Genomic DNA, 18,075 nt, shown 5'->3' with positions numbered 1-18,075 from the left:
ATATAGAAAAATGGAGGGCTGAAAAATGAGTAACACAGCACAAAGCTTAGCAGGCAAAAGAATCGCGTCTTTGCTTGATGAGAACAGTTTTGTTGAAATTGGTGCAGGCATTACTGCCAGAAATACAGATTTCAACATGGCGAAGGCCGAGACTCCGGCAGATGGTGTCATCACAGGTTATGGTGTGATCAATGACAAACTGGTTTATGTATATAGCCAGGATGCATCTGTTTTAGGCGGAACAATCGGTGAAATGCACGCGAAAAAGATTTCAGGTATCTACGATATGGCTATGAAGATGGGAGCACCAGTGATCGGACTGATCGACTGTGCAGGCTTAAGACTTCAGGAAGCTACAGATGCCATGAACGCTTTTGGTGATATCTACATGAAACAGACACTGGCATCAGGAGTGATTCCACAGATCACAGCAATCTTTGGGAACTGCGGTGGCGGTCTGGCACTGGTTCCAGGTATGACAGACTTCACATTCATGGAAGAGAAGAATGCAAAATTATTTGTAAATTCTCCAAATGCACTGGATGGCAACAGAGTGGAAAAATGTGATACCGCATCTGCCAAGTTCCAGAGTGAAGAGACCGGTCTGGTTGATTATGTAGGAAGTGAAGCAGATATTTTTGCACAGATCCGTGATCTGGTATCCGTTCTTCCTTCTAACAATGAAGACGATACTTACTATGCAGAATCTGAAGATGATCTGAACAGAGTATGCGCAGATCTGGCTAACTGTGTTGGTGATACATCCATTCTGCTGTCCAATATCGCAGACGACAATCTGTTCATCGAGACAAAGGCAGCATATGCAAAAGACATGGTTACCGGATTCCTTCGTCTGAATGGACAGACTGTTGGTGCAGTTGCCAACCGTACAGAAGTTTATGATGCAGAAGGAACTAAAACAGACAGCTTTGATGCAGTCCTGACAAGAAAGGGTGCTGAAAAAGCAGCAGAATTCATTAATTTCTGTGATGCATTTGAGATCCCTGTATTATCCCTGACTAATGTAACAGGTTTCAAGGCTGATATTCATTCAGAAAAGGGTGTTGCAAAAGCAGCAGCAAAGCTTACCTATGCATTCGCTAACGCTACAGTACCGAAGGTAAATGTAGTAGTCGGTAAAGCATACGGAAGTGCTTACTCTGTTATGAACAGCAAGGCTACAGGCGCAGACATGACATTTGCATGGCCTACAGCAGAGATCGGAACAATGGACGCTAAGCTTGCCTGCAAGATTATGTATCCAGAAGCAACAGCAGCAGAATTAAATGAAAAAGCAGCAGAATATGCAGCACTTCAGACAAGCGCAGTTTCAGCAGCCAGAAGAGGTTATGTAGATACTATCATCGAAGCAGCTGATACAAGAAAATATGTGATCGGTGCATTCGAGATGTTATTCACAAAAAGAGATGACCGTCCAGGCAAAAAACACGGAACAGTTTAAGCGAGGTGTATGATATGAGAAAATATAAAGGATTATTCGTTTCCGTATCTATGGCCGCTATGCTGATGACATCCGGAACCGTTTTTGCCGAAGAGACAGAAACTACCGAAGTTGTCACTGAAGTTGCATCTGAGACAGAAGCAGCTTCTGAGAGTGCATCAGAAGAAGTAGCTGTGGAATCTGAAGCACAGGCAGCAGAAGAAGTCGTAGAGGGCGGAATCAGTGCATCCGACAGAGCATCTCTGGAATCTTATGCTCAGCAGAGCATTGAGATGATTGTAGGAATGGACGATGCTCAGGCAGAAGAGATTCTGCATCCTTCATCCATCCTCAGCAAATACCAGGACAGCATGGTAGCGAGTGTTCAGTCATGGGTGAATGCAAAAGAGGAACTTGGCGCATACAAGCAGATCCTTGCGCAGGATATCGAAGTTGATGATGATATCGTGATCAAGACAGACTGTGAATTTGAGAACGGCGAAAGCGTAGTTACTACCACACTTTCTCTGGATGATCTTTCACTGGTAAGTATGGAATTTGCAACTGCTGAGAAGACCATGGGACAGAAGATGGAAGAAGCAGTCCTGAACACTCTGATGGGTGTCTGCGTCGTATTCGTAATGCTGTTCTTCCTGAGCTTCCTGATTTCACAGTTTAAGCATATCAGCAAACTGGAAGAAGGTTTCAAAAAGAAAAACGCACCTGCAGCCCCGGCTCCTGCACCGGTAGCAGCCCCGGCTCCTGTAGAAGAGGAAGAAGTTGCAGATGACGGAGAACTGATCGCAGTCATTGCAGCAGCTATTGCAGCAGCAGAAGGCACAAGTACAGATGGATTCGTAGTACGTTCCATTAAGAAGAGCAACCGCAATAAATGGCAGAGAGCTTAATATAGTAGGAGGAAAACTATAATGAAGAATTATACAATTACCGTGAACGGTGTAGCATATGATGTAACTGTAGAAGAAGGAACAGGAAACGGAGCAGCACCTGTTGCAAGAGCAGCAGCACCAAAGGCAGCTCCAAAGGCAGCTCCTGCAGCAGCACCAAAGGCAGCAGCAGGCGCAGGAAGCGTAAAAGTAACCGCTTCTGTACCAGGTAAAGTATTTAAAGTAGAAGCAAGCGTTGGACAGTCTGTAAAGGCTGGTGATCCAATCGTTGTTCTTGAAGCTATGAAGATGGAGATCCCAGTTGTAGCTCCTCAGGACGGAACTGTTGCAAGTATCGATGTAGCAGTTGGTGCAGCTGTTGAAAACGGTGACGTACTGGCAACAATGAACTAGTTCAGTCGTTTCGCAGTAAAGCTACAACACAGGAGGTAAAACAATGTCATATGTAACAGACACATTATCGAACCTGCTTCACCAGACAGCGTTTTTTAACCTGACAGTAGGAAACTATGTAATGATCGCAGTAGCTTGTGTATTCTTATATCTTGCAATTAAGAAAGAATATGAGCCACTCCTTCTGGTACCTATTGCATTTGGTATGCTGTTGGTAAACATTTATCCGGATATTATGGCAGCTCCGGAAGATATGTCTAATGGTGTGGGAGGTCTTCTCCATTACTTCTATCTGATGGATGAATGGAGTATCTTACCGTCACTTATTTTCATGGGTGTCGGAGCTATGACGGACTTTGGTCCGCTGATCGCAAACCCAAAGAGCTTTATTCTTGGTGCAGCAGCACAGATCGGTATCTATGCAGCTTACTTCCTTGCAATCTTTATGGGATTCAATGGAAAGGCAGCAGCAGCAATCTCCATTATTGGTGGTGCTGACGGCCCAACATCTATCTTCCTTGCAGGTAAGCTGGGACAGACAGCGCTGATGGGACCTATCGCTGTAGCAGCATATTCCTATATGTCACTGGTTCCTATTATCCAGCCGCCTATTATGAAGGCTCTGACTTCTGAAAAAGAAAGAAAGATCAAGATGGAACAGCTTCGTCCTGTTTCTAAACTGGAAAAGATTCTTTTCCCAATTATTGTAACTATCGTTGTTTGTCTGCTTCTTCCGACAACTGCTCCACTGGTAGGTATGCTGATGCTTGGTAACCTGTTCCGTGAGTCTGGTGTAGTTAAGCAGCTGACAGAGACAGCTTCCAATGCACTGATGTATATCGTAGTTATCCTGCTGGGTACTTCCGTAGGTGCTACTACAAGTGCAGAAGCATTCCTGAACATGAACACCATCAAGATCGTAGTGCTTGGTCTGGTAGCATTTGCATGCGGTACTGCAGCCGGTGTTATCTTTGGTAAGATCATGTGCAAGCTTTCCGGAGGCAAGATTAACCCACTGATTGGTTCTGCCGGAGTATCCGCGGTTCCTATGGCAGCCCGTGTATCCCAGAAGGTTGGTGCAGAAGCAGATCCTACAAACTTCCTGCTGATGCATGCGATGGGACCTAACGTAGCTGGTGTTATCGGTACTGCAGTAGCAGCCGGAACCTTTATGGCAATCTTTGGAGTATAGGAGGAACATTTAAAATGGCAGATATCGCTAAGAAACCTATTAAAATTACTGAGACCATCTTACGTGACGCACATCAGTCTCTGATTGCTACAAGAATGACAACAGAAGAGATGCTTCCAATCGTAGAAAAGATGGACAAAGTTGGTTACCATTCCGTAGAGTGCTGGGGTGGAGCAACTTTCGATGCTTCCCTTCGTTTCCTGAAAGAGGATCCATGGGAAAGACTTCGTAAATTCCGTGACGGATTCAAAAACACAAAACTGCAGATGCTGTTCCGTGGACAGAACATTCTGGGTTACAGCCAGTATGCAGATGATGTAGTAGAATACTTCGTACAGAAGTCTATTGCAAACGGTATCGATATTATCCGTATTTTCGACTGCCTGAATGATATCAGAAATCTTCAGACAGCAGTTACAGCAGCTAACAAAGAAAAAGGTCATGCACAGGTTGCACTTTCCTATACTCTGGGTGAAGCTTATACACTGGATTACTGGAAAGATATGGCTAAGAAAGTAGAAGATATGGGAGCTAATTCTCTGTGTATCAAAGATATGGCTGGTCTTCTTCTTCCATATACAGCAACAGAACTGGTACAGGCTCTGAAAGAAACCGTTGATATTCCAATTCAGCTGCATACACATTACACATCAGGTGTTGCTTCCATGACATACCTGAAAGCAGTAGAAGCTGGTGTAGATGTCATTGATACAGCAATGTCTCCATTTGCACTGGGAACATCCCAGCCAGCAACTGAAGTTATGGTTGAAACCTTCAAAGGTACTCCATATGATACAGGGCTGGATCAGAAGCTTCTGGCTGAGATCGCTGATTACTTCAGACCAATTCGTGACCATGCTCTGGAAACAGGTCTGCTGAATCCAAAGAACCTTGGTGTAAACATCAAGACTCTGTTATATCAGGTACCAGGTGGTATGCTTTCCAACCTGACCTCTCAGCTGAAAGACCTTCATGCAGAAGATAAGTACTATGAAGTACTGGAAGAAGTACCTCGTGTACGTAAAGACCTTGGTGAATGCCCTCTGGTTACCCCATCTTCACAGATTGTTGGTACTCAGGCTGTTATGAACGTTATCAACGGCGAACGTTATAAGATGGTTCCACAGCAGACTAAAGATGTTCTCTCAGGACATTATGGAAAGACTGTTAAACCATTTAATCCTGAAGTGGTTAAGAAATGCATCGGTGATGAAAAAGTTATCACATGCCGTCCTGCAGATCTGATTCCACCACAGCTGGACAAGCTGAAAGAAGAATGCGCAAAGTGGACACAGCAGGAAGAAGATGTTTTATCTTACGCACTGTTCCCACAGGTTGCTACTGAATTCTTCAAATACAGAGAAGCTCAGCAGACAAAGGTTGATGAGACCGTTGCAGACACTAAGAATGGAGCATATCCAGTCTAAGAAAACAAGAAAAATAGCAGACGCCCCGGAGGAATCCGGGGCGTTTATAGCAAAGGAAACTATATGAAAAAAACAATAATCATTGGCGGCGGAGCAGCAGGAATGTTTGCTGCTATTGCAGCGGCAGAACGAGGATGTGAAGTTCATTTATATGAAAAGAACGAGAAGCTTGGGAAAAAAATCTATATTACAGGAAAAGGCCGGTGCAATTTGACGAATGCCTGTGACATGGAAAAATTGATGGACAGTGTCTGTACCAACCGGAAATTTTTATACAGCTCCTTTTATGGCTACACCAACCAGGATGTCATAAATTTTTTTGAAACGCATGGAATGAAAACGAAAACAGAGAGGGGTGACCGTGTATTCCCTCTTTCAGATAAATCGGCAGATGTGATTGATACCCTGCGGGATGCTATGAAAAAATCCGGTGTAAAAGTGCATCTGCATACAGAAGTGGAAAGCATTTTGCTTGAAGATACAGCAGAAAAGGAAAGAAAAAAGAAAATTCTTGGAATAAAACTGAAAAACGGAACGGAGATTTCGGCAGACAGGGTGCTGGTGGCTACCGGAGGGTTATCTTATAAAACGACAGGTTCTACCGGGGATGGATATCGGTTTGCAGAATCTGCCGGGCATAAGGTGACAGAACTTTCTCCGTCTCTTGTGCCGTTTAATACTCGAGAAGAGTATGGAAAACGTATGCAGGGACTTTCGTTAAAGAATGTAACACTATCTGTTTTAGATGGTAAAAAATGTCTGTATGAAGACTTTGGTGAAATGATGTTCACCCATTTTGGAGTTACCGGTCCACTTGTGCTGACAGCAAGCACCGCTGTGTTAAAAAAGCTTAGACAGAAAGAACTGCGAATGGAGATTGATCTGAAGCCTGCCTTGTCAGAAGAGCAGCTGGATGCAAGATTACTCCGTGAGTTCGAGGAAGGCAATAAGAAACAGTTTAAAAATGTAATCGGCACATTATTTCCGGCAAAGATGATACCGATTATGATAGAGCTGTCAGGAATAACTCCGGAGAAAAAGGTAAATGAGATCACGAAAGCGGAAAGAGAAGCGCTGATTCATCTCACCAAACACTTTCCATTGACTGCAACTGGTCTGCGAGACTATAATGAAGCTATTATTACCAGAGGTGGGGTGTCAGTGAAAGAGATCAATCCATCCACCATGGAATCAAAACTGGTATCAGGACTTTACTTTGCCGGAGAGGTACTGGATTTGGATGCGGTAACCGGAGGATTTAATTTGCAGATCGCATGGTCAACCGGATACGCAGCCGGGATCGGTATGGCTGAGTAAGGAGACAAAGGGAGGAATCTATGTCATATAATATAGCAATTGACGGGCCGGCAGGAGCCGGAAAAAGCACAATCGCAAAGAGAGTTTCAGCAGAGCTGTCATTTATTTATGTAGATACGGGAGCAATGTACCGGGCCATCGCCCTTTATCTGCTGAAGAATGCAATTCAACCGGAGGATCTGGACAGTGTAAAGTATGCTCTGGGTGAGATCGAGATTGCCATTCGATATGTAGGTGGAGAACAGCATGTATTATTAAATGGAGAAGATGTCTCAGGTCAGATCCGTACAGAAGAGGTGGGAAATATGGCATCAAAGTCATCTGCACTGCCATGTGTAAGAGAAAAGCTTCTGGAATTGCAGCAGAAACTGGCAAGAGAAAATGATGTGGTTATGGATGGAAGAGATATCGGAACCAACATCCTGCCAGATGCACAACTGAAGATCTATCTGACGGCCAGTGTGGATACCAGGGCAAATCGCAGGTACAAAGAATTGTTGGAAAAAGGAACGGACTGTGATCTGGAAGAGATCAAAAAAGATATTGAGCAGAGAGATTATCAGGATATGCACAGAGAAGTTGCACCGCTTAGACAGGCAGCAGATGCTGTTTACCTGGATTCTTCGGATCTGACCATTGACCAGGTTGTGGAAAAGATCAAATCTCTTGCAAAATAAGAGAGGTGACGGATATGGAAGTAATCACGGCTAAAACGGCAGGCTTCTGCTTTGGCGTAAAGCGTGCAGTGGAGAAGGTATATGACCAGGTAAATCAGGGGAAAAAAGAGATCTATACCTATGGACCGATTATTCACAACGAAGAAGTAGTGGCAGATCTGGAATCCAAAGGAGTGAAGGTGCTGGAGAGCAAAGAAGACCTTCAGAACCTGGCACATGGAACAGTGATCATCCGTTCTCATGGAGTGGGAAAAGAGATTTATCGGGATATTGAAGAACAGGGGCTGGAGCTCGTAGATGCTACCTGTCCTTATGTTCGAAAAATTCACAGGATTGTCAGGGAGAAAAGCGAACAGGGCAAACAGATTATCATCATTGGAAATGATACCCATCCGGAAGTAGAAGGCATCAAAGGATGGTGTGTTCATCCGGCTATTGTAGTCGGAGATCAGAAGGCAGCAGAGGAACTGTGTCTGCCTCAGGACCAGGAAATATGCATCGTATCACAAACGACATTTAACTACAATAAATTTAAAAATTTAGTTGAAATTATTGACAAAAAGGGTTATGATATTGATGTTATCAATACGATTTGCAGTGCGACCGAAGAGCGACAATTAGAAGCAGGAGAACTGGCTGATAAAGTTGATGCTATGATAGTAATCGGTGGAAAAAGCAGTTCGAATACACAGAAGCTCTTTGAGATTTGCAAAACGAATTGCGTAAATACGTATTATATTCAGACACTTGATGATTTGGAGCTCTATTCACTACCTCCTGTCAAATGTGTAGGTATTACGGCAGGGGCATCGACCCCAAATTATTTAATTAAGGAGGTTCAAGAGTATGTCAGAAATGAGCTTTGAACAGATGTTAGAAGAATCTTTAAAAACAATTCATAATGGCCAGATTGTAGAAGGTACAGTCATCGCTGTGAAGGAAGATGAGGCCGTATTAAATATCGGATATAAGGCCGATGGTATTCTTACCAGAAGCGAATATACTAATGATTCTAATGTAGATTTATGTGATGTCATCAAAGTTGGTGATACTATGGAAGTAAAAGTACTGAAAGTAAATGATGGTGACGGACAGGTTCAGCTGACCTACAAGAGACTGGCAGCAGAAAAAGGAAATAAGAGACTGGAAGAGGCATTTGAGAATCATGAAGTACTGACAGCTACGGTAGCTCAGGTATTAAATGGTGGATTAAGTGTAGTAGTAGACGAAGCAAGAGTATTCATTCCGGCAAGTCTGGTATCTGATACTTATGAAAAGAATCTCGAAAAGTTCGCTGGTCAGGAAATCGAATTCGTTATTACAGAGTTCAATCCTCGCAGAAGAAGAATCATCGGTGATCGCAAGCAGCTGTTAGTTGCTAAGAAAGCTGAGATGCAGAAGGAGCTTTTCGAAAAGATCCACGTTGGTGATGTTGTAGAAGGCGTTGTAAAGAATGTAACAGACTTTGGTGCTTTCATTGACCTTGGCGGAGCAGATGGTCTGCTTCATATCTCTGAGATGTCCTGGGGACGTGTAGAGAATCCTAAGAAAGTTTTCAATGTAGGTGATAAAGTATCTGTTCTCATTAAAGAGATCAACGGAACTAAGATTGCACTTAGCCTGAAGTTCGAAGATCAGAATCCATGGCTGACAGCAGCTGATAAATATGCTGTAGGCAATGTAGTAACTGGTAAAGTTGCAAGAATGACAGATTTCGGTGCATTCGTAGAACTGGAGCCAGGTGTAGATGCACTGCTTCATGTATCACAGATCTCTCATGATCATGTAGATAAGCCAGCAGATGTTCTTCAGATTGGACAGGAGATTGAAGCAAAAGTAGTAGATTTCAATGCAGATGAGAAGAAGATCAGCCTGAGCATGAAAGCTCTGGAACAGGCTCCTGCAAAGGAAGAAGCAGAAGACGCTGAATAAAATAACTGATATAGATAAGAAACGGGCGGACAGGTTTTCCTGTCCGTTTTTTCGTGAGAAATTTACAAAAAAGCGATAAACAAATGAAACAGGTTTATCGCTTAAAAATAATATTATAATTGAAAAAACTACAGGTCAGACAGCAGGTGATGTACATAGTTTGTGATATTATCCGGGTCTGCAAGAAAGGCTTCGTTACAGGAAAAATATAGCTGTCGGTTATAGTAGTCCGTCTTGAACACCGGGGTAAATAACTTGTCGTTCTGTGGTAGATAAAAGCCTTTTTTTCTGCTGTAGCATGTGGAAGCTCTGGCAGGCTCTCGATGATCTTTATCCACAAAAGCAGCCACGCTTTTGTGCAAAGCCATATCTTCTTCTGGAAGGTAGTAATAGTTTTTATAATCAGGGAAAAAATACTTCAATGGTTCTCGTGTACCAGGAACCATAATCTTCATCTGATCCTTCTCTGCATGGATAGAATACAGCTCTCCGATATAGGAGAAGGGACGTGGGAGAAGTACCGGCAGACGAGCCTGCACATCAAGCGAATCTCCATTTACTTCATAACTGGTAATATGATAGATCTTGTTCAGAATTGTCTGATAAGACAGAATAGGTAAGATTGCAATCATACCCAGAAGATCTTCATAGTTGTGCAGTAGTAAAAGTTTCAGATCCGTTTCATTCGGAGTACGCTGATACCGTTGATATACTTGAATCAGTTCACCACCGGAATATTCATCATCCCGGTTGACATGCAGGAAGCTTTCCAGGCTTTTCTGTTTCAGGGAAGTCAGCTGCAACATTTTACGAAGTGGACGAATCATGCGAAGCAGATCTCGACTGATAATGGAAGAAAGTGTAGTATCCAGATGATAAGTTTCACATTTTTCATTGATATAAGGAATATCAAAACGGTCTCCGTTAAAATGAATCAGTAAGGTTTTATCCTGAGTATAAGCCAGGAATTCCTTTAAGATATCCGGTTCTTCTATAGTATTTTGTGCAAACCATTGAGTACACTTCCAGCAGTTATCTTCCCATGCGATGGCGCCAATCAGATAGATATACGACATACGCGCAGTCAGGCCGGTTGTCTCGATATCAAAAAACAGCAGACTGGACCGATTATAATCCTGAAACTGTGTTCCGGTGAGATCAAGCTGTAAGTGGTATGTTTTCTTTATCATAGTGATGTCCCTTCTGTCATAAAATGCCATAAAATGGACTTTTTTGTAATATTACGAACGGATTTATTCTACAATAAAAAAAATTAAGTGTCAACGAAAGAAGCGTACTCAGATACTGAAAAAAAGCTAGACTATTTTGTCATTTTGTGCGAAAATAGTAAACGAGGTATGTTCAGAATGTTTGACATTCTGATTACATAAAAGACTTTTACTATTGAAAGGAGTTTAAAAATGATTTATTCACGCGAAGTAGAAGAAATGTGCCCAGTAGCACAGGGTGTTCATCATGGCGCAGCTCCGATTCCGGAAGAAGCAAAATGGGTACAGGCAAAAGAAGTAAAAGACATTTCTGGTTTTACACATGGTGTAGGCTGGTGTGCTCCACAGCAGGGTGCCTGTAAGCTGAGCCTGAATGTAAAAGAAGGTATCATTCAGGAAGCTCTGGTTGAGACCATTGGATGTTCAGGTATGACTCATTCCGCAGCTATGGCAGCAGAGATCCTTCCAGGACTGACTGTTATGGAAGCATTAAATACAGACCTTGTCTGTGACGCAATCAATACAGCTATGAGAGAACTGTTCCTGCAGATCGTTTACGGACGTTCACAGTCTGCATTCTCTGAAGATGGTCTGGCAGTTGGTGCAGGTCTGGAAGACCTTGGAAAAGGCCTCAGATCTCAGGTTGGTACGATGTACGGAACACTGAAAAAAGGTCCTCGTTATCTGGAAATGGCTGAAGGTTATGTTACCGGTATCGCTCTGGATGCAGACGATGAGATCATCGGATACCAGTTCGTAAGCCTTGGCAAAATGACAGACTTCATCAAAAAGGGTGATGACCCTAACACAGCTTGGGAAAAAGCTAAAGGACAGTATGGCCGTGTTGCAGATGCTGTTAAGATCATCGACCCAAGAAAAGAATAATTAGAGGAGGACTAGTACAATGGCATTATTTGAATCATATGAAAGACGAATTGACCAGATCAATTCCGTTCTGAATAGTTATGGAATTGCTTCTATTGAAGAAGCAGAGAAAATTACAAAAGATGCTGGCCTGAATGTATACGATCAGATCAAAGGCATTCAGCCAATCTGTTTTGAAAATGCATGCTGGGCTTATACTGTAGGTGCAGCAATTGCAATCAAGAAAAACTGCCGTAAAGCTTCTGAAGCAGCAGCAGCAATCGGTGAAGGTCTTCAGGCTTTCTGTATTCCAGGTTCTGTAGCAGACACACGTAAGGTTGGTCTGGGACATGGTAACCTTGGTAAAATGCTTCTGGAAGAAGAAACAGAATGTTTCGCATTCCTGGCTGGTCACGAATCTTTCGCAGCAGCAGAGGGTGCCATCGGTATCGCTGAAAAAGCAAACAAAGTTCGTCAGAAACCACTGCGTGTTATCCTGAACGGTCTTGGAAAAGATGCTGCACAGATCATTTCCCGTATCAACGGATTTACTTATGTTGAAACAGAATATGATCCATACAAGAACGAAGTAAAAGAAGTATTCAGAAAATCTTACTCTGAAGGACTTCGTGCAAAAGTTAACTGCTACGGCGCTAACAGCGTACCAGAAGGTGTAGCAATCATGTGGAAAGAAAACGTAGATGTATCCATTACAGGTAACTCTACCAACCCTACACGTTTCCAGCACCCGGTAGCAGGTACTTATAAGAAAGAAAGACTGGAAGCTGGTAAGAAGTACTTCTCCGTAGCATCAGGCGGTGGTACAGGACGTACACTTCACCCAGATAATATGGCAGCAGGTCCAGCTTCCTACGGTATGACAGATACACTTGGACGTATGCACAGTGACGCTCAGTTTGCTGGCTCATCCTCCGTACCTGCTCACGTAGAGATGATGGGTCTGATCGGTGCAGGTAACAACCCAATGGTTGGTATGACTGTATCCGTAGCTGTATCCATCGAGGAAGCAGCAACAGCTGGTAAATTCTAAGAAATGGCTTAAACAGACACAAAAATTGACCGTCACTATACAGAAAAATGTATAATGGCGGTCTTTTTTGAATTAAAGTTGTATGGTACTGAAATCAATATACAGATCATCATAGATACCGGCTTTCACTTTATCGGAGAAAGAATATTCATCATTATTATCATTTCTAAGATCCCAAACAGTAATAGTCCATTTTCCTGCTGGCAGGTTGTAAATGTCTTCAATGGTGTACTCATCGTATGCTTTTGATAACGGCATATTATCGCACATCCTTTCTATTACTCAATAAAAATAGTTCTTGAATTTATTACAGAAAGCTATCTTTTGTATGTATAGCTTTATCATATCATTTCTTCCGTCCTGTTTTCAACAGCCATTTCTGATCGATCTTTTTCAGTTCATCCTGAAAGCGGATATGAAGCCTAACGGAACTTTCAAGTTGGACGATTTCTTCGACAATACCTTCTCCAAATTTTGGATGACGTACCACATCGTTTACTTTGTATTGAATAGTACGATTCTTTGTATTCTGATATTCCCGTTCTTGTCGGTAACGATCCCGTACAGGGATGGTTTTGTCATGAATGGGATTGTTAAGCGCTTTTTGATAATCGTGTTTCATCAGTCCCTCACCGACTTTGTAGTAAGGGGTTGGAGCAGCACCCACCAGCGAACAGCAGTATTTCCAGGCACTGCCATGGATGCCAGGCTGCCAGTGGTATTTGGCCGGAATCTCCATATGATACTGCATGTAATGAGCATATTCATGCTTATAGAGATCTATACGATCACTGCGCTGAAGAGGATTCTTCACAGCATATCCAATAAAAAGCAGAGAAAAACAAAAGTGCTCTTTTTCATGATGTCCAGCCTGGGTATAAGATCCCAGCAGACCCTCGTCATAGCTGAAAAATATCGGGACAGAAGAGGCATGAAGACCAAACTTCCGGTCCAGGTCCTGATAAAGTGCGCGGATTTCTGCAAGATGGATATGTGTTTCTTTTTCCAGTAACTGTTTCAAATGAGTATCTATGTTCATCATAAAATCCTGTCTTTCTAAATATTTCCAGATACAAATTATAAAGCATCAGAAAAAGATGCACAAGCAAAAATCAGATACCAAGGTAAAGAAAAGATACCGGGAAATTCAGGTACCTTACATTGAGAAATAATACCTGCAATGTTATAATGTTAACAAGAATGTCGCGGTATGTTCAGTGACAGACAGTACAAAAAGAAACGGAATGGATACAGCAAAAAGGGGCGCACATGGACAAAAAGAATGAGATCAGAATCGTGATAACTGGATTGATAATTCTGGTGCTTTGTATCGTGGCAGACATTAGCACAGGAAAGAAGAAGGAAGCGCAGAAGCCTGTGCTGATTGCAGTGAGTACCATTGGCCCAACTCATGGATGGGCCAAAGCAGTAGACTATTATGCGGAAGAAGCGCTTCAGAAAGTAGTAGCAGAGAATCAGTGGGAGTATCAGTGCGTAGAGGCAAAAGATGCCAATGAACAATCTCAGCAGGTGGAGGAATTGATTGGACAGGGAGTGGACTGTCTGATTATGCTGCCAAAAGATGGAGCTTCTTTGAAGACTGCGGGAATTGCAGTACAGAATGCAGATATTCCGCTGGTCATTTTCGACCGGGAGATTCCGGAATTTGCCCCTATGGCGACGGTAAAAGGAGATAATAAAGAGATTGGTGCTGCAACAGCACGATATTTTAATCGTTATTTTCCAAATGGAACACTGGTACTGGAAATGATGGGAGATACCTCTACGGTACCATTTCTCAGAAGTGCCGGATACGATGAAGTGATTAATGATAACTTTACGAAAATACAGGTAGGTTATACGGAATGGCAACGTGAATATTCCAAGGAATTATTCCGACAATGGGTTCTGAAGCAGGATCAGGAAATCCTGGATCAGGTCGGAGCAATTTTTACTCATGATGATGAAATTGCACTGGGGGTGCTGGATGTGCTGGATGAGTATGAGAAGGGCAGGCAGATCAGTGCCAGATTGCCCAATTTAAAGATGATTGCTGGATCGTCAGGCTCTCAGGAGATGTATCAGAAAATTCAGAATGAAGACAGGTGGATCATTTTTTCTATGACATACGAGCCGGAGATGATAATGCAGGCAGTAGATACTGGTGCTGCAATCTTAAAAGATGAAGAATACGATGAAATCAAGATTGTGCCGACAGTCTGTGTAGACAGAAGTAATGTAGAAAAATATTTAGATGAGAACAGTCCTTTTAAATAGAAAGCTGGACGGGGGATATCGATAAATGGACAGAAAGCTATATAAAATAGTTGTGGCTGATGATGAGAATACCATAAGGAGAGGAATCTGCAATTTTATTGACTGGAAAAGAATGGGATATCAGATTGTGGCAGACTTTGAAGACGGAAAAGAACTGCTGGAGTATTTGGAGAAGCATGAAGTGGATGTAGTGCTGACTGATATTCGTATGGCTGAAGTGGGTGGACTGGATGTGGCCAGGATTATTTCAGAAAAGGAACTGCCAGTGAAGGTCGTAATTATCAGCGGCTATAAAGAATTTGATTACGCAAGAGAAGCATTAAAATATAATGTGGTGAATTATATTTTAAAGCCCATTCAGATTGATGAAATCGAAAAAACATTTGAAGAGATTTATCAGCAGCTGCAGCAGAAAGCGCAGGAGAAGGATCAGAAAAAAGGAATGGAAGAAGATATCCTGGAACTGCTCCCAGAACTGCAGGAACAGTTCTGGTTACGGGTACTGCTGGGAGGGTTAAGAAACAGAGATAATATTATTCAGCAAAAGGAATTTTTAGATTTAGACTTTAATACAGATACGCCATGTGCGATTGCAGAAATCCAAATAGATCTGGATGAAAAGGTAACGAAAAAATACTATGCAGAAAAGAATAGCCGTTATAATCTGCTGAATAATATTTTTTCCGGTTCGGTAGAAGGAATGCACTATTATCCGGTGTACCTGTCCAGAGAACAGCTGAAGATAGTGATTACTTCCGCAACAGCTATCAGGAAAGCGGAATTTGTCAGGACGCTGGAAAGACATTTATCAGATAGAAGTAGGGAAATAGAGGAACTCGTCTCGCTGAAGATCAGCTATCATCTGGAGCAAAGCTTTTCTAATTTTACAGAGATGGCAGATTATTATGCATCCATGCAGATTCATATGCACAGAAAAAGCGAGAGAGTATATGAATGGAATGAAGTGGATCAACAAAGGCTTCTGCAGAAATATCAACTGCTGATGGATATTATTAACAGCGGAGATGTGGAGAGTCTGGACAGTCAGATCGGAAATATTATGTTTGAATTCCGGGAATTGCCACTAATAGAACGAAAAAATGTGATAATTGATATGTTTTCCATGCTGCTTCAGCGTTATATGAAGATGAATCAGGAATTGTGGATAGATGTAAAAGAGCAGGTCGATTATTCACTGATTCTGAATGCACCGGATAAAGAAAGCCTGCAAAAAATTTGTTCAGATCTGATTCATCGTATTAAGCGAATTGTGGAAGAACATCAGGGGGAAGTATCCAGGAATATTACAGAACAGATTATGGAATATCTGAAGAGCCATTATCAGGAAGATATTTCTCTGGATTTACTGGCTGACCGATATTATCTGAATCCATCGTATCTGAGCCGTATGTTCAAGCAATGTTTGGGAACCGGGCTGACGGATTATCTGATAGAACTTCGAATGGAAAATGCCAAAAAACTATTGCTGACAGGAAAATATAAAGTCTATGAAATCAGCCAGAAGGTAGGGTATAAAAGTGATAAATACTTTTTTCGGGTATTTAAGAGCTATACTGGACAGTCACCATTGGAATTTTGCAGGAGTAATGTGGAAGAAGGCTAATGAAAAAGAAGAAGATTGGAAAAAGCACCATTTGGCAAATGTTGCAGGATTATCGATTTAACAGTGTACTGGTGCGAAATTTTGTGATGATACTGGGAATTTTATTTGCAGTATTTTCCATGATTATGCTGGTAGTATCAAAAAGAATGGATACACTGACAGAGCAGGAAGTACAGACAGTCAGTGAGAACAGTCTGAAGCAGACTGCCCAGAGAATGGATACGGTTATGAATGAGGTGATTCAGATCTCAGTACAATTGTCGCTGGATGATGACATTATGAATTTTTTGCTGGCAGATCTGGAGGACTCATCCGTTAATCATGAAGAAACACTGGTGGCTCGAACAAAATTAAAGCAGTATGCAGATATTTTCAGTTATGTGGATTCAATCTATGTATATTCCAGTCGAAGCCGTTATCTGGTAACTGAGGAGTGGGGAGGTAACATAGGAGAATTTGATGATTTGACCTGGTACTCGAATTTTAACGAAAGAATTTATGAGCCGGCCAGGATGATCAGTCGGCCGAAGGCTAATAAGTATCCCTATCTGATTACTTACATACAGCCAGTTCGTCTTTCACAGATGCATTTCCTTGGCGGCATCATTGTCAATGTAGATGTAGAACGCCTGGGAGAATTTGCTGTTGCGGAAACGGATGAAACTATTATGATTGTGGACAGAAGGAATCATATTCTGTTTACGACAAATAAAAATTATAAAAAGGAAAAATGGAAAGAAACAGATGCAGACGTAAATAAGATGCTTTTACAGGAAGTGGAATCAGAAACCCATGACTGGAAATATGTTTCATTGGTGCCAAGAGAAAAGTATCAGCATTATCGTCGTGAATTGAAACGATTTGTGGTCTATATGATGGGACTGATTTCACTGTGCAGTATCATTGCTTCGGTAGCTATCTCAGTTTACAGCTATCAGCCGGTGGGGAGCATTGTAAACTTGCTGAAAGATCCCCAGGCTTACCAGCCAAGTAAGAAAAATGGATTTCGAAAAGATGAGACGCAGACGATTATCCAAAATATTGCCTATAATTTTTATAGTAATAATAAAATGCAAAAAGAGCTTCAGGACTATCTGACGATGACCAATCAGGCACAGCTGACGGCGCTGCAGGCTCAGATTAGTCCCCATTTTCTGTACAATACACTGGAGAACATCAGATGGAAAGTAATTGAATTATGCAGAGGAGATAACGAAGCATCCCAGATGATATTAAAGCTGTCAGAACTTTTAAGAATCAGTCTGGATGATGCGGATCAGATCATATCTATTGAGCAGGAAGTGCGAAATACCCGATTATATGTGGATATTTTACAGCTTCGTTATGAATCAAAGCTGGAAGTACAGTGGAATATACCGGAAGAGGTGCAGAAATGTGCAATTGTAAAAGTCAGCCTACAGCCTTTGATAGAAAATGCGGTCTACCATGGAATAAAACCAAAAAGAGAAAAGGGAATTATACAGGTGTATGCAGAAAAAGATTCTGAGAAACTGAAAGTAACGATTCGGGACGATGGAATCGGAATGGATCCGGAAGAATGCAGAATTCTGAATGAAGATCTGCGGAATAATTTTCAGTTTAAAAAAGGACATATTGGTGTGCGAAATGTGAACCAGCGCCTGAAGCTGCTGTTGGGAGATCAGGCACAGATGAATGTCACCAGTGAAAAAGGGAAAGGAACCTGTGTGCAGATGGCACTGCCATACAGAGAAGTGGAGTGAT

General features: G+C 42.1%; 17 protein-coding genes. 14 read left to right on the top strand and 3 right to left on the bottom strand.

Going from position 1 to position 18,075, the window contains the following annotated elements:
• Positions 1-25: 25 nt before the first annotated feature.
• The 9 genes from OCV47_RS12870 (at position 26) to rpsA (ending at position 9,287) form a co-directional block, all read left to right on the top strand.
• On the top strand, positions 26-1,462 hold the full coding sequence (locus tag OCV47_RS12870; protein ID WP_262655489.1) for an acyl-CoA carboxylase subunit beta: 1,437 nt from the start codon (positions 26-28) through the stop codon (positions 1,460-1,462).
• 14 nt (positions 1,463-1,476) lie between these two features.
• Entirely contained in the window at positions 1,477-2,349 is an 873-nt protein-coding gene (locus OCV47_RS12865; RefSeq protein ID WP_262655488.1) for an OadG family protein, read from the top strand.
• Between the two features lie 21 nt (positions 2,350-2,370).
• Entirely contained in the window at positions 2,371-2,742 is a 372-nt protein-coding gene (locus tag OCV47_RS12860; protein WP_117448988.1) for a biotin/lipoyl-containing protein, read from the top strand.
• Positions 2,743-2,785: 43 nt separating this feature from the next.
• Entirely contained in the window at positions 2,786-3,934 is a 1,149-nt protein-coding gene (locus tag OCV47_RS12855) for a sodium ion-translocating decarboxylase subunit beta (protein ID WP_256301147.1), read from the top strand.
• Positions 3,935-3,948: 14 nt separating this feature from the next.
• Positions 3,949-5,361, top strand: coding sequence for an oxaloacetate decarboxylase subunit alpha (locus OCV47_RS12850; protein ID WP_262655487.1), 1,413 nt, complete (start codon positions 3,949-3,951; stop codon positions 5,359-5,361).
• Between the two features lie 63 nt (positions 5,362-5,424).
• Complete coding sequence (locus tag OCV47_RS12845) at positions 5,425-6,678, top strand: BaiN/RdsA family NAD(P)/FAD-dependent oxidoreductase (RefSeq protein ID WP_262655486.1); 1,254 nt, start codon at positions 5,425-5,427, stop codon at positions 6,676-6,678.
• Positions 6,679-6,698: 20 nt separating this feature from the next.
• Positions 6,699-7,355 (top strand): (d)CMP kinase, encoded by a 657-nt coding sequence (gene cmk, locus OCV47_RS12840; RefSeq protein WP_262655484.1) that lies wholly within the window; start codon positions 6,699-6,701, stop codon positions 7,353-7,355.
• Between the two features lie 14 nt (positions 7,356-7,369).
• A complete protein-coding gene (gene ispH, locus OCV47_RS12835; RefSeq protein ID WP_117448992.1) occupies positions 7,370-8,221 on the top strand; it encodes a 4-hydroxy-3-methylbut-2-enyl diphosphate reductase in 852 nt (283 codons plus the stop codon).
• Complete coding sequence (gene rpsA / locus OCV47_RS12830; protein WP_256301137.1) at positions 8,202-9,287, top strand: 30S ribosomal protein S1; 1,086 nt, start codon at positions 8,202-8,204, stop codon at positions 9,285-9,287. Before ispH ends, rpsA begins: the two co-directional genes overlap by 20 nt.
• Before the next feature lie 128 nt (positions 9,288-9,415).
• Here rpsA and OCV47_RS12825 read toward each other — a convergent pair whose 3' ends face one another.
• Positions 9,416-10,477 (bottom strand): ribonuclease H-like domain-containing protein, encoded by a 1,062-nt coding sequence (locus tag OCV47_RS12825; RefSeq protein ID WP_262655483.1) that lies wholly within the window; start codon positions 10,475-10,477, stop codon positions 9,416-9,418.
• A 231-nt stretch (positions 10,478-10,708) separates the two neighbouring features.
• Here OCV47_RS12825 and OCV47_RS12820 point away from each other — a divergent pair, with 231 nt between their 5' ends.
• Both OCV47_RS12820 and OCV47_RS12815 read left to right on the top strand, forming a co-directional pair.
• Positions 10,709-11,401, top strand: coding sequence for an iron-sulfur cluster assembly scaffold protein (locus OCV47_RS12820; RefSeq protein ID WP_117448995.1), 693 nt, complete (start codon positions 10,709-10,711; stop codon positions 11,399-11,401).
• 19 nt (positions 11,402-11,420) lie between these two features.
• Positions 11,421-12,431: a GGGtGRT protein gene (locus tag OCV47_RS12815; RefSeq protein WP_117448996.1), complete on the top strand. Its 1,011-nt coding sequence runs from the start codon at positions 11,421-11,423 to the stop codon at positions 12,429-12,431.
• A gap of 72 nt (positions 12,432-12,503) precedes the next feature.
• On the opposite strand, the gene OCV47_RS12810 is transcribed toward OCV47_RS12815, so the two are convergent.
• Together OCV47_RS12810 and OCV47_RS12805 are read right to left on the bottom strand one after the other, a co-directional pair.
• On the bottom strand, positions 12,504-12,689 hold the full coding sequence (locus OCV47_RS12810; RefSeq protein WP_262655482.1) for a hypothetical protein: 186 nt from the start codon (positions 12,687-12,689) through the stop codon (positions 12,504-12,506).
• Between the two features lie 88 nt (positions 12,690-12,777).
• A complete protein-coding gene (locus OCV47_RS12805; RefSeq protein ID WP_331481305.1) occupies positions 12,778-13,473 on the bottom strand; it encodes a hypothetical protein in 696 nt (231 codons plus the stop codon).
• Between the two features lie 227 nt (positions 13,474-13,700).
• Here OCV47_RS12805 and OCV47_RS12800 point away from each other — a divergent pair, with 227 nt between their 5' ends.
• From OCV47_RS12800 to OCV47_RS12790, 3 genes are read left to right on the top strand one after another with little or no spacing between them, the layout of a single operon-like run.
• The gene (locus tag OCV47_RS12800) at positions 13,701-14,708 is read left to right on the top strand and encodes a substrate-binding domain-containing protein (RefSeq protein WP_262655481.1); all 1,008 of its coding nucleotides are present in this window, start codon (positions 13,701-13,703) and stop codon (positions 14,706-14,708) included.
• Between the two features lie 25 nt (positions 14,709-14,733).
• Positions 14,734-16,332, top strand: a complete 1,599-nt coding sequence (locus OCV47_RS12795; protein ID WP_117448999.1) for a response regulator — start codon at positions 14,734-14,736, stop codon at positions 16,330-16,332.
• Positions 16,332-18,074 carry a sensor histidine kinase gene (locus tag OCV47_RS12790; protein ID WP_262655479.1) on the top strand — a complete coding sequence of 581 codons (1,743 nt, stop codon included), beginning with the start codon at positions 16,332-16,334 and terminating at the stop codon, positions 18,072-18,074. The genes OCV47_RS12795 and OCV47_RS12790 overlap by 1 nt, the downstream gene beginning before the upstream one ends.
• Position 18,075: the final 1 nt, after the last annotated feature.

Source organism: Muricoprocola aceti (assembly GCF_025567005.1).
GTDB classification, from domain to species: Bacteria; Bacillota; Clostridia; order Lachnospirales; family Lachnospiraceae; genus Marvinbryantia; species Marvinbryantia aceti.
The sequence above is the reverse complement of the archived record's forward strand: the minus strand, read 5'-3'. Positions and strand labels throughout refer to the sequence as shown.

Excerpts from the sequence above, each read along its gene's own strand:
- OCV47_RS12870 (WP_262655489.1), top strand. The coding sequence starts at position 26 with ATGAGTAACACAGCACAAAGCTTAGCAGGCAAAAGAATCGCGTCTTTG.
- OCV47_RS12865 (WP_262655488.1), top strand. The coding sequence starts at position 1,477 with ATGAGAAAATATAAAGGATTATTCGTTTCCGTATCTATGGCCGCTATG.
- OCV47_RS12860 (WP_117448988.1), top strand. The coding sequence starts at position 2,371 with ATGAAGAATTATACAATTACCGTGAACGGTGTAGCATATGATGTAACT.
- OCV47_RS12855 (WP_256301147.1), top strand. The coding sequence starts at position 2,786 with ATGTCATATGTAACAGACACATTATCGAACCTGCTTCACCAGACAGCG.
- OCV47_RS12850 (WP_262655487.1), top strand. The coding sequence starts at position 3,949 with ATGGCAGATATCGCTAAGAAACCTATTAAAATTACTGAGACCATCTTA.
- OCV47_RS12845 (WP_262655486.1), top strand. The coding sequence starts at position 5,425 with ATGAAAAAAACAATAATCATTGGCGGCGGAGCAGCAGGAATGTTTGCT.
- cmk (WP_262655484.1), top strand. The coding sequence starts at position 6,699 with ATGTCATATAATATAGCAATTGACGGGCCGGCAGGAGCCGGAAAAAGC.
- ispH (WP_117448992.1), top strand. The coding sequence starts at position 7,370 with ATGGAAGTAATCACGGCTAAAACGGCAGGCTTCTGCTTTGGCGTAAAG.
- rpsA (WP_256301137.1), top strand. The coding sequence starts at position 8,202 with ATGTCAGAAATGAGCTTTGAACAGATGTTAGAAGAATCTTTAAAAACA.
- OCV47_RS12825 (WP_262655483.1), bottom strand. The coding sequence starts at position 10,477 with ATGATAAAGAAAACATACCACTTACAGCTTGATCTCACCGGAACACAG.
- OCV47_RS12820 (WP_117448995.1), top strand. The coding sequence starts at position 10,709 with ATGATTTATTCACGCGAAGTAGAAGAAATGTGCCCAGTAGCACAGGGT.
- OCV47_RS12815 (WP_117448996.1), top strand. The coding sequence starts at position 11,421 with ATGGCATTATTTGAATCATATGAAAGACGAATTGACCAGATCAATTCC.
- OCV47_RS12810 (WP_262655482.1), bottom strand. The coding sequence starts at position 12,689 with ATGCCGTTATCAAAAGCATACGATGAGTACACCATTGAAGACATTTAC.
- OCV47_RS12805 (WP_331481305.1), bottom strand. The coding sequence starts at position 13,473 with ATGATGAACATAGATACTCATTTGAAACAGTTACTGGAAAAAGAAACA.
- OCV47_RS12800 (WP_262655481.1), top strand. The coding sequence starts at position 13,701 with ATGGACAAAAAGAATGAGATCAGAATCGTGATAACTGGATTGATAATT.
- OCV47_RS12795 (WP_117448999.1), top strand. The coding sequence starts at position 14,734 with ATGGACAGAAAGCTATATAAAATAGTTGTGGCTGATGATGAGAATACC.
- OCV47_RS12790 (WP_262655479.1), top strand. The coding sequence starts at position 16,332 with ATGAAAAAGAAGAAGATTGGAAAAAGCACCATTTGGCAAATGTTGCAG.